This is a genomic window from Halorubrum sp. B53, assembly GCF_059752395.1.
This window is the reverse complement of the sequence record NZ_MWTH01000003.1, coordinates 155,052-171,509: the sequence shown is the minus strand read 5'-3', so window position 1 is coordinate 171,509 and position 16,458 is coordinate 155,052. Positions and strand designations below refer to the sequence as shown.

Annotated in this window: 17 protein-coding genes; 7 read left to right on the top strand and 10 right to left on the bottom strand. The window is 71.3% G+C overall.

Features of this window, described 5'->3' with window-relative positions; all coding sequences use genetic code 11:
• The first annotated feature begins 54 nt into the window (after nt 1–54).
• The gene (locus B4V06_RS02220) at nt 55–1,212 is read left to right on the top strand and encodes a hypothetical protein (protein WP_498167128.1); all 1,158 of its coding nucleotides are present in this window, start codon (nt 55–57) and stop codon (nt 1,210–1,212) included.
• A gap of 92 nt (nt 1,213–1,304) precedes the next feature.
• Here the strand turns inward: B4V06_RS02220 and B4V06_RS02215 are convergent, their stop codons facing one another.
• The 9 genes from B4V06_RS02215 to cheB all read right to left on the bottom strand — a co-directional run bounded on the left by B4V06_RS02215 (nt 1,305) and on the right by cheB (nt 11,360).
• Nucleotides 1,305–2,444, bottom strand: a complete 1,140-nt coding sequence (locus B4V06_RS02215; RefSeq protein WP_498167125.1) for an ATP-dependent ribose-1-phosphate kinase — start codon at nt 2,442–2,444, stop codon at nt 1,305–1,307.
• A complete protein-coding gene (locus tag B4V06_RS02210; protein ID WP_123113124.1) occupies nt 2,441–3,412 on the bottom strand; it encodes a ribose 1,5-bisphosphate isomerase in 972 nt (323 codons plus the stop codon). Before B4V06_RS02210 ends, B4V06_RS02215 begins: the two co-directional genes overlap by 4 nt.
• A gap of 59 nt (nt 3,413–3,471) precedes the next feature.
• Entirely contained in the window at nt 3,472–4,146 is a 675-nt protein-coding gene (locus B4V06_RS02205; RefSeq protein WP_123113125.1) for a ribulose-1-phosphate aldolase, read from the bottom strand.
• A complete protein-coding gene (locus B4V06_RS02200) occupies nt 4,143–4,856 on the bottom strand; it encodes a ribulose-1,5-bisphosphate 5-phosphatase (protein WP_123113126.1) in 714 nt (237 codons plus the stop codon). Before B4V06_RS02200 ends, B4V06_RS02205 begins: the two co-directional genes overlap by 4 nt.
• A gap of 201 nt (nt 4,857–5,057) precedes the next feature.
• A complete protein-coding gene (locus tag B4V06_RS02195) occupies nt 5,058–5,930 on the bottom strand; it encodes a CheF family chemotaxis protein (RefSeq protein ID WP_123113127.1) in 873 nt (290 codons plus the stop codon).
• Nucleotides 5,931–7,142 (bottom strand): HEAT repeat domain-containing protein, encoded by a 1,212-nt coding sequence (locus B4V06_RS02190; protein ID WP_123113128.1) that lies wholly within the window; start codon nt 7,140–7,142, stop codon nt 5,931–5,933. It abuts the gene before it with no gap.
• Entirely contained in the window at nt 7,142–7,945 is an 804-nt protein-coding gene (locus tag B4V06_RS02185) for a CheR family methyltransferase (RefSeq protein ID WP_123113129.1), read from the bottom strand. The genes B4V06_RS02190 and B4V06_RS02185 overlap by 1 nt, the downstream gene beginning before the upstream one ends.
• A complete protein-coding gene (locus B4V06_RS02180; protein ID WP_498167119.1) occupies nt 7,942–10,248 on the bottom strand; it encodes a chemotaxis protein CheA in 2,307 nt (768 codons plus the stop codon). The genes B4V06_RS02185 and B4V06_RS02180 overlap by 4 nt, the downstream gene beginning before the upstream one ends.
• Nucleotides 10,248–11,360 carry a chemotaxis-specific protein-glutamate methyltransferase CheB gene (gene cheB, locus B4V06_RS02175; protein WP_176329390.1) on the bottom strand — a complete coding sequence of 371 codons (1,113 nt, stop codon included), beginning with the start codon at nt 11,358–11,360 and terminating at the stop codon, nt 10,248–10,250. Before cheB ends, B4V06_RS02180 begins: the two co-directional genes overlap by 1 nt.
• A 102-nt stretch (nt 11,361–11,462) precedes the next feature.
• On the opposite strand from cheB, the gene B4V06_RS02170 reads away from it, so the two are divergent.
• The 4 genes from B4V06_RS02170 (at nt 11,463) to B4V06_RS02155 (ending at nt 13,784) form a co-directional block, all read left to right on the top strand.
• Nucleotides 11,463–11,927, top strand: coding sequence for a chemotaxis protein CheW (locus B4V06_RS02170; protein WP_123113132.1), 465 nt, complete (start codon nt 11,463–11,465; stop codon nt 11,925–11,927).
• Nucleotides 11,928–12,050: 123 nt separating this feature from the next.
• Nucleotides 12,051–12,746: an RAD55 family ATPase gene (locus B4V06_RS02165; protein ID WP_498167115.1), complete on the top strand. Its 696-nt coding sequence runs from the start codon at nt 12,051–12,053 to the stop codon at nt 12,744–12,746.
• Complete coding sequence (locus B4V06_RS02160; RefSeq protein WP_123113134.1) at nt 12,746–13,132, top strand: DUF8057 family protein; 387 nt, start codon at nt 12,746–12,748, stop codon at nt 13,130–13,132. Before B4V06_RS02165 ends, B4V06_RS02160 begins: the two co-directional genes overlap by 1 nt.
• Before the next feature lie 43 nt (nt 13,133–13,175).
• Nucleotides 13,176–13,784, top strand: a complete 609-nt coding sequence (locus tag B4V06_RS02155) for a DUF7504 family protein (protein WP_123113135.1) — start codon at nt 13,176–13,178, stop codon at nt 13,782–13,784.
• A gap of 28 nt (nt 13,785–13,812) precedes the next feature.
• Here the strand turns inward: B4V06_RS02155 and B4V06_RS02150 are convergent, their stop codons facing one another.
• Complete coding sequence (locus B4V06_RS02150; protein ID WP_123113136.1) at nt 13,813–14,409, bottom strand: hypothetical protein; 597 nt, start codon at nt 14,407–14,409, stop codon at nt 13,813–13,815.
• Nucleotides 14,410–14,512: 103 nt separating this feature from the next.
• On the opposite strand from B4V06_RS02150, the gene glmM reads away from it, so the two are divergent.
• Nucleotides 14,513–15,874 carry a phosphoglucosamine mutase gene (gene glmM / locus B4V06_RS02145; protein ID WP_123113137.1) on the top strand — a complete coding sequence of 454 codons (1,362 nt, stop codon included), beginning with the start codon at nt 14,513–14,515 and terminating at the stop codon, nt 15,872–15,874.
• Nucleotides 15,875–16,045: 171 nt separating this feature from the next.
• Nucleotides 16,046–16,333: a hypothetical protein gene (locus B4V06_RS02140; RefSeq protein ID WP_123113138.1), complete on the top strand. Its 288-nt coding sequence runs from the start codon at nt 16,046–16,048 to the stop codon at nt 16,331–16,333.
• The last annotated feature ends 125 nt before the right edge of the window (nt 16,334–16,458 follow it).

Here is a 16,458-nt window from a genome sequence, read left to right as displayed (position 1 = left end):
GGAGCCGTTTGCGCCTACACGAGGCACTTATAGGCACCTCGCGTAGCGACAGTCATGACCCGACTCACGCGCCGAGCGACCCTCTACGGTCTCGGCGCCGGGAGCCTCGCTGCGCTCGCCGGCTGCGCGAGCGATGGCGGTCCGGGGGGCGACGACGGCGACGGCGGCGACGGAACCGACGGCACGGACGGCGACGGCGGAAGCGACGCCGCGCCCGAGACCGAGGCCCATCAGGTCGGCGGCGCGCTCTCCGGGCCGGCGTGGAACCGCGAGGAACGACGCGGCTTCTGCGCGCTGATCGCGGAGGAGAGCGACGCCGCGTGGCTGCTCCGGGACGCCCCGGAGGAGACGGTCGCGTTCGTCGAGGCGACCGACTTCGACCAGTCGGTGCTCGCGTACGTCGAGTCGGTCGGGCCGACGACCTGTCACAACGCGATTTCGTTCGCCGACGTCGCCGTCGAGGACGGGACGCTCGTCGCGAGCGCGAGCGTTCGCGGCCCCGGCGACGACGACGTCGCCTGCGGGGAGGCGATCACCTTCTCCGGGGCCTTCCTCCGCGTGACGGCCGACGCCCGTCCCGACGCGATCCGGGCGTCGGTCACGGACGGCTGGGGCGAGACGAGCGAGCTGAACGGCGCCGACGGCGTGCTCGACCCCGAGCGGCTCGACGGATACGTCCGGCCCGACGGCGACCCCGAGACGGTCCCTGCCGGATTCGACTGCGAGGCGGCCGACTTCGAGCGCCACCCCGCCGTCTACGAGGGCGGCGTGTCGTGGGGCTCCGGCGGCGGAGTCGGCGGGGACGGCCGCGGCCTCGAGCTCCGCGTCGTGGACCCGGACGGCGACGGTGGGAGCGAGGCCGCCGCGTTCGAGCGCGGCGACAGGGTCCGGGTCGAGCTGACGAACGCCTCGGGGCACGAGGCCTACGTCGGCAACCAGGGGAAGTACAACCTCGAACTGCGGACCGAGGCGGGATGGACCGAGATCCGCGGCGCTGAGGAGGGAACGACGTTCGACTACACCGACGAGGCGATCGGCGTCCGGCCGGGCGAGACGCTCTCCTGGGAGTTCGAACTGACCGAGTCCGGGCTAGTCGAGGGCGGTCCCCACGCCGACGCGCTGCGGGTCTGTCCCGACCTCGTGCCGGGCCGGTACCGGTTCGTCTTCTGGGGCGCCGACGACCTCGCGGTCGCGTTCGACTACGTCGGATAGTCGCGGGCCGGTCCGAACGCCTACACGCGGACTTCGACCTACACGCGGACTTCGACCTACACGCGGACTTCGACCTACACGCGGACTTCGACCTACACGCGGACTTCGATCAGCAGGTCCGTCTCGGGCGACTCGCCCATCGTCTCGCGGATCCGGTCCCACGAGAGGTCCGCGCGGGCGGTCACCGTCTCGGCCGCGATCGCGCCGCAGGCGTTGCCGACGAGCAGCGGGACCTGGTAGTCGCGCGGGTCGTGCGAGAACCCGCCGTCGACGATCTCGGGCTCGCGGAGGGCCGCGCCGAGGAACCCGGCCGCGAACGCGTCGCCCGCGCCGGCCGTGTCGACGGGATCGACGTCGAAGCCGGGGTGAGAGACGTCGCCGTGGGGGGTTCGGATCGTCGCGCCCTCGCTCCCGAGCTTGATCGCGACGACGCGGTCCTCGGGCTCCCACGGGTCGATGTCGGTCGAGTCCGCGAGGGCGTCGGCCTCGCGAGAGTTTAGAAAGAGCGCGTCGCTCGCGTGGAGCGCGGCGTCGAACTCCCGGTCGCCGACGCGCCGGCCGGGGTCGAAGCTGCGGGTCGCGCCCGCCTCCCCCGCCGCGGTCGCCAGCGCTGCCGCCGTCTCCGGCTGCTGACCAGTGAGGTGGAGGTGGTCGGCCGCCGTCAGGGTGTCGCGGTCGAGCCCGGCCGCGGTGAACGACTCGTTGGCGCCGTCGTTGGCGAGCATGAGGAGATCGCCGCCGCCGTCGACGATCACGTACTTCACCGAGGTGGGCTCGCCGGCGTCGACGAGCACCTGTCCGGGGTCCACGCCGGCGCTCGCCAGCTCGCGGAGCGCGAGCGCGCCCGACTCGTCGCCGCCGACGCTCCCGTAGACGACCGACTGGCCGCCGAGGTCGACGAGCCCGACCGCGACGTTCGCGGCGCTGCCACCCCCGGACTGCTCGAGCCGCTCGATCCGGGTCTCGCCGTCCGGCTCGGGGAGCCGGTCGACGTGGATCGTCACGTCCCAGTTGATGTGGCCGGCGGCGATCACCTTCGGTACGCGGCTCGACTCCTCGGGCGCGAGGTCGGGGTCCTCCTCGACGGGACCGGAGTCGTCGGCGGTGTCTGGGTCGTCGGCGGCGTTCGACCCCTCCCACTCGGAGACCTCCTCGTCCCACTCCGCGACCTCCTCCTCCCAGTCGCCGTCGCCCTCGCCCGGCCCGTCGTCGCCGGCGTCGCGCCCGCTCATGGCTCCGCCCACGGCTCCGCGGCGCCCTCGCCGAACAGCTCCCGCATCAGCGTCACGATGCTCTCGGGCGGGAACTGCCCGTGCTCGGTGACGATCGCGTCCATGTACCGCGGCGGCGTCACATCGAAGGCGGGGTTCTCGACCGCGATCTCGCCGATCTCCTCGCGGGCCGCCGGCCCGATCACCTCGCTCTCCGACCGCATCTCGATCTCGACGGTGTGGCCCGTCAGCGTCTCCGGGTGGAGCTTGATCGTCTGGGCCGCGGTCATGATCGGCACGCCCCGCTCGCGGGCGTTGACCGCGAGCCCCGAGGTGCCGATCTTGTTGATCACGCCGCCGTCGGCCGCGATGGAGTCGGCGCCGACGACGACGTGGTCGACTTCGTCGAGGTAGCGGCGCGCCGCGGAGTCGACGATGAGAGTGACCGGGACGCCGGCGTCGCGGAGCTGCTCGGCGGTGATGTGGCCCTGCTGGCGCGGGCGCGTCTCCTTGACGACCGCCGAGATCGACTTCCCCTGCTCGACGGCCGCCTCGATGCACGCGAGCGCGTCCGTCGAGTGGCAGTGGGTCATCACCGTGTCGCCGTCGGCGAGGCGGTTCGCCCCCACCCGTCCGAGGTCCTCCCGCGCGCGGTCGAGCTGGCGGACGAACGCGTCGCTCGCGTCGACCACGCTCCGTCGGAGCTCGTCGACGTCGTCGCCCTCCATCCGCTGGAGGACGTAGCGGAGGGCGTTCGGCAGCGAGACGGCCGTCGGGCGCGTCTCGCGGAGGGCCCGGGCCGCGGCGCGCATCGACGCGCGGAACGCGTCGGGATCGCTCGCGGTCGGCCCCTCGCTCGCGGCCGCTCGCGCCTGTTCGGCGAGCGCCTCGGCCGCCGCGGACGCGATGGTCGCCGCCCCGCGGACCTCCATCGTCGCGATCTCCTCGGCGGTCTCGCGCACCGGGACCGCCGGCTCGTGCTCGGTCATATCGATCCGGTAGCCGTCCGGCTATTTATAAAACCGGGCGACTGTCACGGAATCGGGGCTCACTCCGCGTCCGGCTGCTGCCCGTAGCTCTCGAACCGCTCCTCGACGGTCACCAGCTGGTCGTCGGTGAGGACGTTCGGCTCGCCGACCGCCGACGCCCGGAGATAGAGCCGGCAGAGGTCCTCGACGTGGTGGGTGTTCTCCACGGCGGTCTCTAAGTCCGGCCCGGTCACCACGAGCCCGTGGTTCGCGAGGATCGCCGCGTCGGAGTCGGCCTCGGCCATCGCGGCGACGACGTTCGCGGCCAGCTCCTCGGTGCCGTACGGCGCGTAGTCGGCGAGCGGCACCTCGCGGCCCACCGAGACGATCATGTAGTGGACGGGCGGCAGCTTCCGACCGAGCGTCGCCATCGTCGTCGCCCACGGCGAGTGGGTGTGGACGACCGCGCCCGGCCGGTCGTGTTTATAAATGCCCGTATGCATCGGCACCTCGCTCGACGGCGCCATCCGGCCGGCCAGCCGCTCGCCGTCGAGGCCGACGACCGGCACGTCGTCGGCGTCGAACGAGTCGTACGGGACCCCCGTCGGCGTCACCGCGACCGCGTCGCCGTCGCGGACGCTGAGGTTCCCGGTCCGACCGGGCGTCAGGGCGGCGAGCGCCGGGGCGTACTCGACGACCGCCTCGCGGGCCTCGCGGAGCAGCTCCGGGTCGGGGTCCGTCGCGTCCCGGCTCACGCCACCACCTCCGTCAGGTCGGCGAAGTCGCCGAGACGGTGGTCCGGGCGCCGCTCCTCGGAGAGCTCCGCGGCGGCGGCCGTGTCGCCGTCGGCGACGAACAACGCGGTGTCCATCCCGACCGCGTTCGCGCCGGCGACGTCGGCCTCGACGTTGTCGCCGACCATCAGCGCCTCGCTCGGGCGGCAGTCGAACGCCGCGAGCGCGGTCGTGAAGGGGAGCGCGCTCGGCTTCTCGCGACCCACTTCCTCAGAGGTGACGAGCCGGTCGATCCGGTCGTCGATCTCCAGTCGCGCGAGCTTCTGCAGCTGGACGCGGGTCGTGAGGTTCGTCACGACCGCGACGTCGGTCCCCGACTCCGCCAGGGCGTCGAAGACGGGTTCGACCCCGTCGCACAGCTCCATCGCGCTCGCGTACCCCTCCCAGTAGGCGTCGCCGAGCGCGAGTGCGGTCGCGGCGTCACGCTCCCCGGCGTGGCGGCGCAGCGCGCGCTTGAAGTAGATGTGCCGGTCGTGGGAGGCGGCGGTCTCGCGGGTCTCCCGTTTCGCCTCCCGCCGCGCGGTCGCGTACAGCTCGTCGAACGTCGCCCGGTCCATCTCGTATCCGTGCTCGCGGAACGCCGCGAGCGCCGCCCGCTTGCCCGCCTCGTTGCACGGCGCGTACGGGTACAAGGTGTTGTCGAGGTCGAAGCACACCGCCTCGTAGCTCATGGCCTCACTCGGCCGGGCGGCGACTTAAATATGGTTCGACGCCGACGCTCCGTCCGTTTATGAGCGATGCCGCGGCCAACGCGTCCGTGAGCTGATCGACCGCCCGCGGCGGCCGAGGCGGGAGCCCGGCGCACCGTCGCGGAGGGAAGCTGCGCCGGCTGTTCGCTATGTCCACAGTCGCGAGTAAACCTGACGGCGCGCCTACTGCTCGTTCATCGCCTCGCTGGCGATGTTGCGGCCGCGGGAGTTGAGCGCCACCTCGCGGCGCACCCGAACCTCCTCGACCACGTCGAGCTCGACGAGCCGCTCGAACGTCTCCTCGACCGCGTCGACGTCCATCCCGAGGAACGATGGGATCTCGAACGGCGAGACGCCGGAGTACAGCGCCATCAACACCTCTCGGTCGCGGCTGGAGAGGTCGACGTTCGTCGAGCTCCGCTCCTCGCCCTTCCGGAGCCACGCCTCGACGAACCGCATCCGGTTGGGGTCGCCCGCGACGTGCGTCTCGATGCTGGTTCCCTCGTCGTCGGTGTGGGACACCTCGATGACGGGCTTCTTCTCGCCCTTGACGGTGCGTTTGGCCGCGTCGAGACCGCTGATGTCGTCCAGGTCGAACTTCACGAACGCGCCGCTCTCCAAGGCGGCGTTGAGCCCGTTCTCGTCGATCTTCACGCGGGCCTGTTCCCACTCGGTCTCCTGGACGACGCCCCCCTCGATCGCGGGGTGTTTCGCCATCACCGTCCGCTGGTCGAGCAGCGCCCGGTAGACGTCGCGCTCGAACGACTCGTGGTCGGACGCGGTGACCAACAGCACCTGGTCGCCGAGATCGAAGCTCACGTAGTTGGAGACGCGCGCGACCGACTGGTTGGCGTCGTGTCGCCCGCCCAGTCCCCGGAGCTCCGAGAGGGGAATCGTGCGCTTCCCGTCGTTGCCGGCCAAGATCAGCCGCCGGTTCGAGAGGAGCACCCGGCCGGGCGTCCACGAGACGTCGCTCACCTTCCGTCCCTCGCGGACGGCGACCGCGAAGCGTCCCTGGGTATCCGTCACCTTGTACTCGCCGCCGCCGTTGGACATTTACGGTCCCCCCGCCCGGAGCTTGGACACCGCCGAGAACACCCGCTTCCGGACCGCGGAGCTCTCGTCGTCGGTGAGCTCTTCGAGCCGATTCAGCGTCTCCTGCCCGCCGACTTGTCCGAGGACGAACACCGCCTTCGCCCGGGCGTCCTCCGGGTGTTCGGTACCGAGCCGGTCGAGCAGTCGGTCCTCGACGATCGGGCCGCCGAGGCTCTTGAGGCTCGTGGCCGCGAACTGCGCGGTCTGCGGGTCCTCGTCGGCGAGCGCGTCCGCGAGCGCCTCGACCGCGATCGCCGACTCCGGCTCCGCGACGCGGCCGAGGATCCACGCCGCGTTCCGCCGCTGACGGTCCTGTTGGCCGTCCGTGAGGATCTCGACGAGCGGCTCGACGACCGTGGCGTCGTCGGCCGACTTCAGCTCGGAGACGACGCGGTCGCGGACCGCGTGGCTCTGTTGGGTCGGCACGTTCGACAGCAGCTCGATGACCGAGTACACCGCGGCGTTGCGGACGACCGCGCTCTCGTCGCCGAGCGCCCGCGCCAGCGGCTCCACCGGCTCGGGGTTATTCGCCTTCCCGAGCGCGCCGGCGGCGATCCGTCGGAGCGACTCGTCGCCGTCGTCGAGGAGGTCGAGCAGAGGGGCGAGCGCCTGGTCCGTCCCGACGTTCCCGAGCGCGTTCGCCGCGGCTCGCCTGACCCGCGGGTCGTCGTCGTCCAATCGCTCCGTCAGCGCCGGCACCGACCGCGGGTCCGCGAACGTCCCGCACGCCTGACAGGCGCGCAGCCTGACCCGTGAGTCCTCGTCGTCGAGCGCCTCGACGAGGTGCTGGAGGCCGCTCGCGTCGTCGAGTCGACCGAGCGCGTTCGCGGCCGCCATCCGGAGCTCCGGGCGGTCGGCCTTGAGCGCGCGTGCGAACTTGCGGGCGGTGACCCACTCCGCCTCGGAGCCGCTGGTGCCGGTGAGCTCCTGAAGCAGCTGTTCGAGCGCCGCCTGCCCGAGCTCGTCAAGCGCGTCGACGGCGGCCCCGCGGACCGCGGCGTCGTCGTCGCTCGTCGCCGCGCGGAGGAGCCCGTCGACCGTCGCCTGATCGTCGGCGTCGCCGATCTCGCCGAGGAACTCGGCCGCCCGGCGCCGGACCGCGGCGCTGTCGCTGCCCAGCGCGTCCCTGAGCCGTTCCGCGTTCCCGTCTCGGGCGTACTGGTACAGCGACATCAGACCCTCCCGAACACCCGTCGACGCTTGTCGATCGGTTCGTACCTGTCGGAGCGGTCCGGCGGGACGCTCTCCGTCATACCGAGCACGAGCACCCCGTCCTCGGCGAGCGACGCCTCGAGCGTGTCGAACAGCGCCGTCTTGTGGTCGACGTCGATGTAGATCAACAGGTTGCGGCACAACACGACGTCGAAGGGGTCGCGCGCGCCGTCGCGGATCAGGTCGTGCGTCTCGAAGTCGACGAGGCGCTGGACCGCCGGACGAACACGGAACGTGTCGCCGTCGCGGTCGACGTAGCGGTCGGGGTCCGAGAGCGGCTCGAGCTCCTCGGCGATGTCCGTCGTCCGGGTCGTGTGGTAGACGCCGGTGCGGGCGTTCTCGAGCGCTTCCTCGCTGATGTCGGAGCCGAGCACCTCGACTCGCGACTCGTCGATCTCGGGGTCGTCGCAGGCGAGCATCGCGACCGAGTACGGCTCGCGACCGTCCGCCGAAGGGGCCGACCAGACGCGGACCCGGCGCTGCTCGCTCGTCCGCTCGCGGAGCACGTCGCGGAGCACGTCCCACATCTCGGGGTTGCGGAAGAACTCCGTCACGTTGATCGTGAGCGCGTCCATCAGCGCCTGCCGCTCGTCGTCGTCCTCGCGGAGCAGCCGCTCGTACTCCGCGTGCGACTCGGTGTCGCGGCGGCGCATCCGTGCCGTGATCCGCCGGTCGAGGTACGACTCGTTGTAGTACCCGGGCTCGAACGGGACGGTGTCGTCGATCTGTCGGAGGACCCCTTCGAAGGCGGTCTCGCCGCTCATAGGCTCACCACGTCGAGCACGGCCACGACGTCGCCGTCGCCGAGGACGGCCGTGCCGCTGAGTCCCGGCGTCCCCGACAGCGGGCCGTCGAGCGGTTTCACCACCACTTCCTCCTGATCGAGGACGGCGTCGCAGTGGAGCGCGACCTGGCGCGTCTCTTCGCGGATCCGCACGAGCATCCCCTCGTCGGCGACGCCGCCGTCGGTCGTCGCGGCCTCGGCGTCGGGCGGCGAGGCGCCCTCCGGGGCGGCGTCGCCGGCGGCGGCGTCGCCTTCCGCGGATCCGCCGACGCCCGACCCGGCCGCCGCGGCGTCGCTCTCCGCGAGCCGTTCGTTCAGCCGGATCACGGGGTACAGGTCGTCCTCGTGGCGGACGATCTCGTCGCCGTGGACCTCCTCCACGTCGTCGGCGCGGGCGACCTCCGCGATCGACTTGATCGGGATGCCGTACTCCGTGCCGCCGACGTCGACGAACATCACCTTCACGATGGCGACGGTGACCGGGAGCCGGAACCGCACCGTGGTCCCCTCGCCCGGCTCGCTCTCGACCGCGACGGAGCCGTCGAGGTCGCGGGCGGTGGTCCTGACAACGTCCATCCCGACGCCGCGCCCGGAGACGTCGGTGACCTCCTCCGCGGTGGAGAAGCCGGGGTGGAAGACGAGGTCGTACACCTCGTCGTCCTCCATCGCCTCGACGGCCTCGCGGCTCTTGACGCCCTCGTCGACCGCCTTCTCGCGGAGCTGGTCCGGGTCGAGCCCGCCGCCGTCGTCGGCGACCTCGATGATCACATGGTCGCGCTCGCGCTCGGCCGTGAGCCTGACGTGCCCGGTCGGGTCCTTACCGGCGGCCTCGCGCTCCTCGGGCGATTCGATCCCATGGTCGACCGCGTTCCGCAGGACGTGCACGAGCGGGTCGCGCATCTCCGTCAGGATCGTCCGGTCGAGCTCGACGTCGTCGCCCTCGATCTCGAAGTCGATCCGCTTGTCGAGGTCCCGCGAGATGTCGCGGACGAGCCGCGGGAAGGAGTCGGACACCTGCGAGAACGGGATGAGCCGCATGTCCATCGCGGTGTCCTGCAGGCTGGAGGCGAGCTTGTCGAGCTCGTCTAAGGCGTCCGACTCGGCGTCCGCCTCCTCCAGCTCCCGACGGAGCTTGATCCGGCTCGTCACCAGCTGCTCGACGAGCCCGTACAGCTCGTCGACCTGGTCGACGTCGACCCGGATCGACTTGATCTCGTCGCGGTCGCCCTTCCCGGACGGCGAGCCTGACTGGTTGTCGGGGCTCTCCGAATCGGCCTCGTCGGGGCTCTCCGAATCGGTCTCGTCCGGCTCGGTCTCGTCGTCCTCGGCGCCGTCCTCCTCGACAGCCTCCGGGTCAGCGGGCTCGAACTCCTCGGCCCGTTCCTCGACGGAGTCCGGCTCCTCGCCCTCGCTCCCCGCGTCCGGTTCCTCATCAGCAGCGGCGCTCTCGTCGGACGCGTCGGACGACTCCCCGTCGTCACCGACGAGCGCCGTCGCGATCGACTCGACCTGCGTGAGCGCGCCGAGTCCCTCCGCGACCACGTCGGGGTCGGCGCCGGAGACGAAGGCGTCGAACCCCTCGTCGTACTCGCCGTCCTCCAGCGCGTCCGGGTCCGGATCGGTGACGTGGCCGTCGAACTGCCCGTCGAGCGCCTGGAGGACGAGCGCGGCGTCGACGCCGGCCATCGCCGTCTCGCCGACCGTCACGTCGGCGTACACGACCGGGGCGTCGAGCGCCGCGGCGGCCGCGGGGAGGTCGGGGACGGAGACATCGGCGTCGGGCTCGTCCGCTGTGTCGGCGGCGTCAGGCTCGTCGTCGCTGTCGGCGGCGGCGCCCCCTTCGCCGTCGGTCGTCTCGTCCTCGGTGTCTCCAGCGGACCCGTCGTCCGCCGAGTCGCCACCGACGGTTCCGTGCTCCTCCATCTCGCGGAGTCGGCCCTCCAGATCCGACGGGTCGGTCGACACCTCGCCGGTATCGGCGATCTCCGCGACCATCGCTTCGACGGTGTCGACGCCCTCGAACAAGAGGTCCATCAGCTCCGGCGTCACCTCGCGGTCGCCCTGCCGGACCGCGTCGAGTAAGTCCTCTAAGGCGTGCCCGAAGTCGGAGACGTCGTCGTATCCCATCGCCGCGGCGTTCCCCTTCAGCGTGTGGGCGACGCGGAACACGTCGTCCATCGCCTCGGCGTCCTCGGGATCCGCCTCGAGGGCGAGCAGGGCGTTGTTGAGGTCTGTGATCCCGTCCTCGGCCTCGGCGACGAACGCGGCGCGGTGGGAGTCCATCAGGCCTCACCCCCCACGATCGCGCCGGCGACGTCGTCGAGGTCGCACACCTCGTCGACGCCGCCCGTCTCCACCGCGCGCTTCGGCATCCCGTAGATGACGCAGGTGTCCTCGCTCTGCGCGATCGTCCGCGCGCCGGCGTCGGCCATCGCCCGGATCCCCTCGGCGGCGTCGGCGCCCATCCCCGTCAACACGACGCCGACGAGCGGATCGTCGATCACTTGGGCCGCCGAGCGCATCGTCACGTCGGCGGCCGGCGTCACCGACTGCGAGTCGTCCTCGTCGAGCTTGACGCGGAGCCGTCCCGCGCGGTAGCCGTCGATCCGGGTGTGGCTCCCGCCGCGGGCGACGACCGCCTCCCCCGCCCCGATCCGCGCCCCGTCGCTCGCCTCGCGCACGTCGTACGCCGAGGCCGCGTCGAGCCGGTCGGCGAACCGCGAAGTGAACGCCTCCGGCATGTGCTGGACGATGACGACCCGGCAGTCCCCCATCGGCAGCGCCGACATCACGCGTTCGACCGCGTTCGGGCCGCCGGTGGACGCACCGATCACGACCGTCAGCGGGGCGTCGACGTCGACTGTCCCGTCGCCCGACGAACCGATCGAGCCGCCCGCCGAGTCGGCCGCACCGGCCGCGTCGGCGCGGTCGCGCTCGCGCCGGTCGCGCGTCGCCGCGTCGAGGTCGGCGTCCGCGACCGACTTGACCGCCTCGACGAGCCGGTCGGACTCGCGGGAGACGCCGGTCGACACCTCGCCGCCGGGCTTCGAGAAGAAGTCGACCGCGCCGCGCTCGAGCGCCTCGAAGGTCACCGCCGCGCCCTCGGCGGTGTGGGCGGACAGCATCAGGACCGGCGTCGGCGTCTCGTCCATCAGCCGCTCGACGGCCTCCAGTCCCCCCATCCCCGGCATCTCGACGTCCATCGTCACCACGTCCGGGCGCGTCTCGGCGACCACCGACAGCGCCTCGGCGCCGTCGCCGGCCTCGCCGACCACCGCCACTCCGGCGTCCGTCAGGAGATCGGCGATCAGCCCTCGCATAAACGGCGAGTCGTCGACGACAACGACCCGCAAGGAGTCGTCGCGACCGCCCCGCCGATCCGTCGTCCTACTCATGTGCGAAACCGGAACCAGAATGAGCATAAATGCACGGACCCAGGAATCACCCCTGATAATTCAGGGGACACGGTTATTGGTGACTTCATCGCAGGATAGCCCATGGCAGCCACCGAGACGGAGGCCGAACCGACGAAGGTGTTGGAGTTCGGGCTGGGCGACGGGACGTACTGTCTGGACATCGGCGTCATCGACGAGATCGTCGACGCCGGCGAGCTCACCCGCATCCCCAACTCGCCGGCCCACGTCGAGGGCGTGATGGACCTGCGCGGACGGACGACGACGATCGTCGACCCGAAGACGCTCTTCGACATCGCGGAGGAGGGGCCGCGCGAGCGCATCGTCGTGTTCGACGACGACGAGATCGACGAGGGCGGCACCGTCGGCTGGATGGTCGACGAGGTGTTCCAGGTCCGCGACGTCGCGCCCGAGGACGTCGACCAGAGCACGACCGTCGACGACGAGGGGCTCCGCGGGATCGTCAAATCCGACGACCGCTTCGTCGTCTGGGTCTCGCCCGACGTCGAGGACGTCGCCGCCGACGTGGTCGAAGACGCCGAGGCGTAGCGTCCGGCGAGGCGTAGCGGCAGGAGCCGATCGCTCCGACGACCGCGTCTCCCGGAGCGCGACCGTTCTCACCCCTGAGAAACGGGAGCCAACCCTTATGCGGTGACCGGCGAGTCTCCCCGTATGCGCGCCACAAGCGGCGTTCCCGGGTTCGATGACCTCGTCGACGGCGGCTTCCCGGAGAATCGCTTATACGTTGTCAGCGGCCCTCCCGGCAGCGGGAAAACGACGTTCTGCTCCCAGTTCGCCGCGCAGGGCGCCCGCAACGGCGAGGACGTGCTGTACATCAGCATGCACGAGACCAAAGAGGGGATCCGCCGCGACATGAGCGGGTACGACTTCGGCTTCGACCGGGCGCTCGACACTGATCGGGTCACCTTCCTCGACTCCTTCTCCTCGGACGGCCGCCGGTTCTTCGGCCTCCCCGGCGAGCGCCGGGACCACTCCGGGGTGACGAACCGCCTCACCGGCTTCATCAACTCCCGCGACATCGACCGCGTCGTCTTCGACTCCACCATGCTGCTGCGGTTCCTCCTCGACGACGACGAGGACACGATGATCCAGCTGCTCTCGTCGCTGAAGCGGACCGACGCGACGACGCTGCTCATCTCCGAGATGACCGACCCGAGCGCCTACTCGGAGGAGCACTACCTCGCGCACGGCGTCGTCTTCATGCACAACTACCTCGAGGACGACGGGATGCAGCGCGGGATCCAGGTGCTGAAGATGCGCGGGACCGACATCGACACCGACATCCAAGACGTCGAGTTCACGGATGGCGGCCTCCGCGTCGGCGCCGCCGCGACGGTGACGCACTGATGTACGACCGGATCTTCGGCACGGAGTGGAACGAGCTCACCCGCGAGGAGGCGGTCCGCCGGGCGTTCGCGCTCGGCGTCGCCGAGGGCGTGGGGAACCGCCGGCCCGAGGAGCTCGATCGCGTGATGGAGGCGTTCCCGAGCGCGTACGACCAGAGCCTCGTCGAGCTGGCGTACGACGAGGGCCGGACCAAGGCGCTCGACGCCGCCGCCGAGGCCGACGAGCCGAGGGAGGTGTGGAACGCGCTCGTCGACGAGGCGGGCGCCCCGCGCGAGCCGCCCGTTCGGGCCGCGCTGCCCGGAGCGATAACGGATCTGACACTGACGCGCTCGCCCAGAGAAGGCCCCCCGTCCTCGCTCGACTTCCCGTCGATGCTCCGGAAGTGATCCCTCGGAAGGGTTTTACGCGATACCGCCTCAACCCAGACACATGACGGTGCTTCCCGACGCTGTCCGCGACGCCGACAGCGTGCTCGTCAGCGGCCCCCCGATGAGCGGGAAGTACGACCTGTTCAACCGGCTGCTCGCCGAGTGGACCGACGCGCCGGTCGTCATCTCGACCGGTCGCACCGCGGAGAAGGTGCGCGACGACTACGAGACGATCACGGGACGGGACGGCGACGACGTGATCGTCATCGACTGCGTCACTCACGAGCAGGGGGACAAGCGCGACGACACGCCGACGACGAAGTACGTCGCCAGCGCCGGGAACCTCACCGACATCGGGATCAAGTTCACCGACGTCGTCGAGTCCTCGACCGGCCGCGACCGCGCGGTCGGGGTCTACTCGCTCTCCCAGCTGTTGATGTACTGGGACCCCGAGCGCATCTACCGGTTCACCCGCGTGATGACCTCGCAGACGTCGGGCGAGGGGTGGCCCTTCGTCGGCGTCGTCGGGTCGACGGCGCACGACGAGCAGGTGGTTCACACCCTCCACGAGCCGTTCGAGGTCGTCGTCGAGACGCGCGTGGAGGACGACGACCGCGAGTTCCGCGTCCGCGGGCGGGTGGGCGGCCCCTCCGAGTGGACCGAATTCTAGCCGGCGACGGCGACGGCGACGCGCTCTCCTACCCGATCAGCTCGAACTGCGCTCCCAGCGGCGGCGCGTCGACGATCCCCCAGTAGACGAACCGGTAGGTCCCGGACCCGAGCGGCGGGCAGACGGCCAGGTCGAGGTCTGGGACCGCCGACGCGATCGCCTCCTCCTCGAGGTCGATCGACCAGCTGTACGTGCCGTCGAACGACTCCTCGGACCGCGGGAGGTCGACCGACTCGCCCGCGGGCGACCCGCGGACGTCGAGCCACCCCGCCCCGGTCTCCCGCTGGATCGAGTAGGCGTGTCGACCGAGGGCGGTCACCGGCTCGTCGCCGGTGTTCCGCAACACGAGTCGGATCGGCTGTCCGTACGTCTCCGAGTTCCCCTCCGAAGAGAGCTCGAGCGTCGTCCCGGCCGTCTCGACGAGCGTCCCCTCGACCTCCCGCTCGAACGGCTGCGCGAGCCGGACGAACTCGTCGTCCTCGCAGGTCAGGGTCTCCGGGACCCCCTCCGGTCCCTGCGGACCGTCGCCGGCGGCGAAGTCGAGACAGCCGGCGACGCCGGCCGCCCCCGCGGCGGCCAGCGTCGCCCCGGTCCGCGCCAACAGGTCGCGTCGCGTGCGCTCCATGCGAACCGTAGGGGCGGGACCGGTTTCAAGCACACGCGTTCGGACCGCCGCTCTCCGCCCCGGGTTCGGAACCGCTTTCCCGTCGGCCGGCGCATGGCCGTCCATGGAGCTGTTCGGATCCAGCGGCATTCGCGGGGTCGCGCTGCGGTACCTCACGCCGGAGCTCGTCCTCGACATCGCGAAGGCGGCCGGATCGGTGTGGGACGCCGACCGGGTCGCCGTCGCGCGCGACACCCGCACCACCGGCGAGCTGTTCGCCAACGCCGCCGCGAGCGGGCTGGCCGCGGTCGGCTGCGACGTCGACCGGCTCGGCGTCGTGCCGACGCCGGCGGTCGGTAACTACTGCGAGTCGGAGGGGGTCCCCGCCGTGCTCGTCACCGCCTCGCACAACCCGCCGGAGTTCAACGGGATCAAGCTCGTCGGCGACGACGGCGTCGAGCTCTCGGTCGACGTCTTGGAGCGCGTCGAGCGCCGCGTCCTCGACGACGACTACGACCTCGCCGACTGGCGGACCGCCGGCGAGACGACCGCCGTCGAGGGCGCCGTCGACGACTACGTGACCCAGCTGCTCGACGCGGTCGACCGCGAGGCGATCGCCGACGCCGGCCTGACGGTCGCGGTCGACCCCGGCCACGGCGCGGCGTCCGTCTCGTCGCCGCGGACGTACCGCGAGCTGGGCTGCGAGGTACTGACGGTGAACGCGACGCCGGACGGTCACTTCCCCGGCCGCGACTCGGAGCCGGTCCCGGAGAACCTCGAGGCGCTCTCCCGGCTCGTCGCGACCTCCGACGCCGACGTGGGGATCGCCCACGACGGCGACGCGGACCGCGCCGTCTTCGTCGACGAGAACGGCGGGTTCGTCGACGGCGACACCTCCTTCGCGGCGATGGCCGACGCCTGTCTGGAGCCCGACGACGCCGTCGTCAGCGCGGTGAACGTCTCCCAGCGGCTCGTCGACGTCTGCGACGCGAACGACGCCGACCTCGAGCTGACGCCCATCGGCGCGACCAACATCATCACCCGGACGCGCGAGCTCCACGAGGAGGGGGTGAACGTCCCCATCGCGGGCGAGGGGAACGGCGGGGTGTTCTTCCCGCCGTACCGGCTCTCGCGGGACGGCGCGTACATCGGCGCGCGCTTCCTCGAACTGCTCGCGGCCGCCGGCGACCCGGTCAGCGAGGTCGTCGCGCCGTACGCCGACTACCACTTCGTGCGCCGGAACGTCGAGTACGCGGACGGCGACGAGCGCGACGACATGCTCTCGGCGGCGCGGGCGTACGTGGAGACCGCCGACGCGGCGCCGAACACCACGGACGGCTACCGGCTCGACTACGGCGACGCGTGGGTGCTCGTGCGGCCGTCCGGGACGGAGCCGAAGATCCGGATCTACGCCGAGTCAGCCGAGGCCGACCGCGCCGAGCAGCTCGCGACGGACATGCTGGTCGCCGTCGAGAGCGGGCGGTAGGAGCGCGGGCGACTCGTCCCCCGAAATCGATTTCTCTGAGCCGCGATTCTCACACGGGTACACCGCGCTCTCGGCCGGTCGCGGCGACTGAGACCGCGACGGCGAATAGCTGACAGACTCCCGACAGCTATCGGTAGTAATATATTAACTCAGGTTGTAGTAATAATCGACATGGACGCAACGCAGTCCGGCGTCGCATCGCGCGGTAACCAGCGGAGTTCGACCGCACCGACCGATCTGGTGCGGGTGATGGAGAGCGAGACGGAGACGATCACCGGCGCCGTCGCGTCGGGAGCGGTAACGCTCGGAGACCTAGACCGGTTCGTCCGGAGCGTCGAGCGCGGCGAGGTCGACTGCTGCGGCGGGACCGACGCCGTCGTCCGGATCGTCCGGTCGCTGTTGAGCGACCGGCGCCCGAGCTGGGAGGAGATGGAGCCCGCCAAGCAGGCGGGTGCCTGACGACGCGGTCGAAGTAACGGCGATCCCCGAAAGAACGTAATCTGCGGTCGCCCGAATCTCTCTCGTCGTTTTTATTCCGTCGTTCTTCTCGCCGTTTTTCCGTGCGCTGCTTCCGCCCGCGTCTC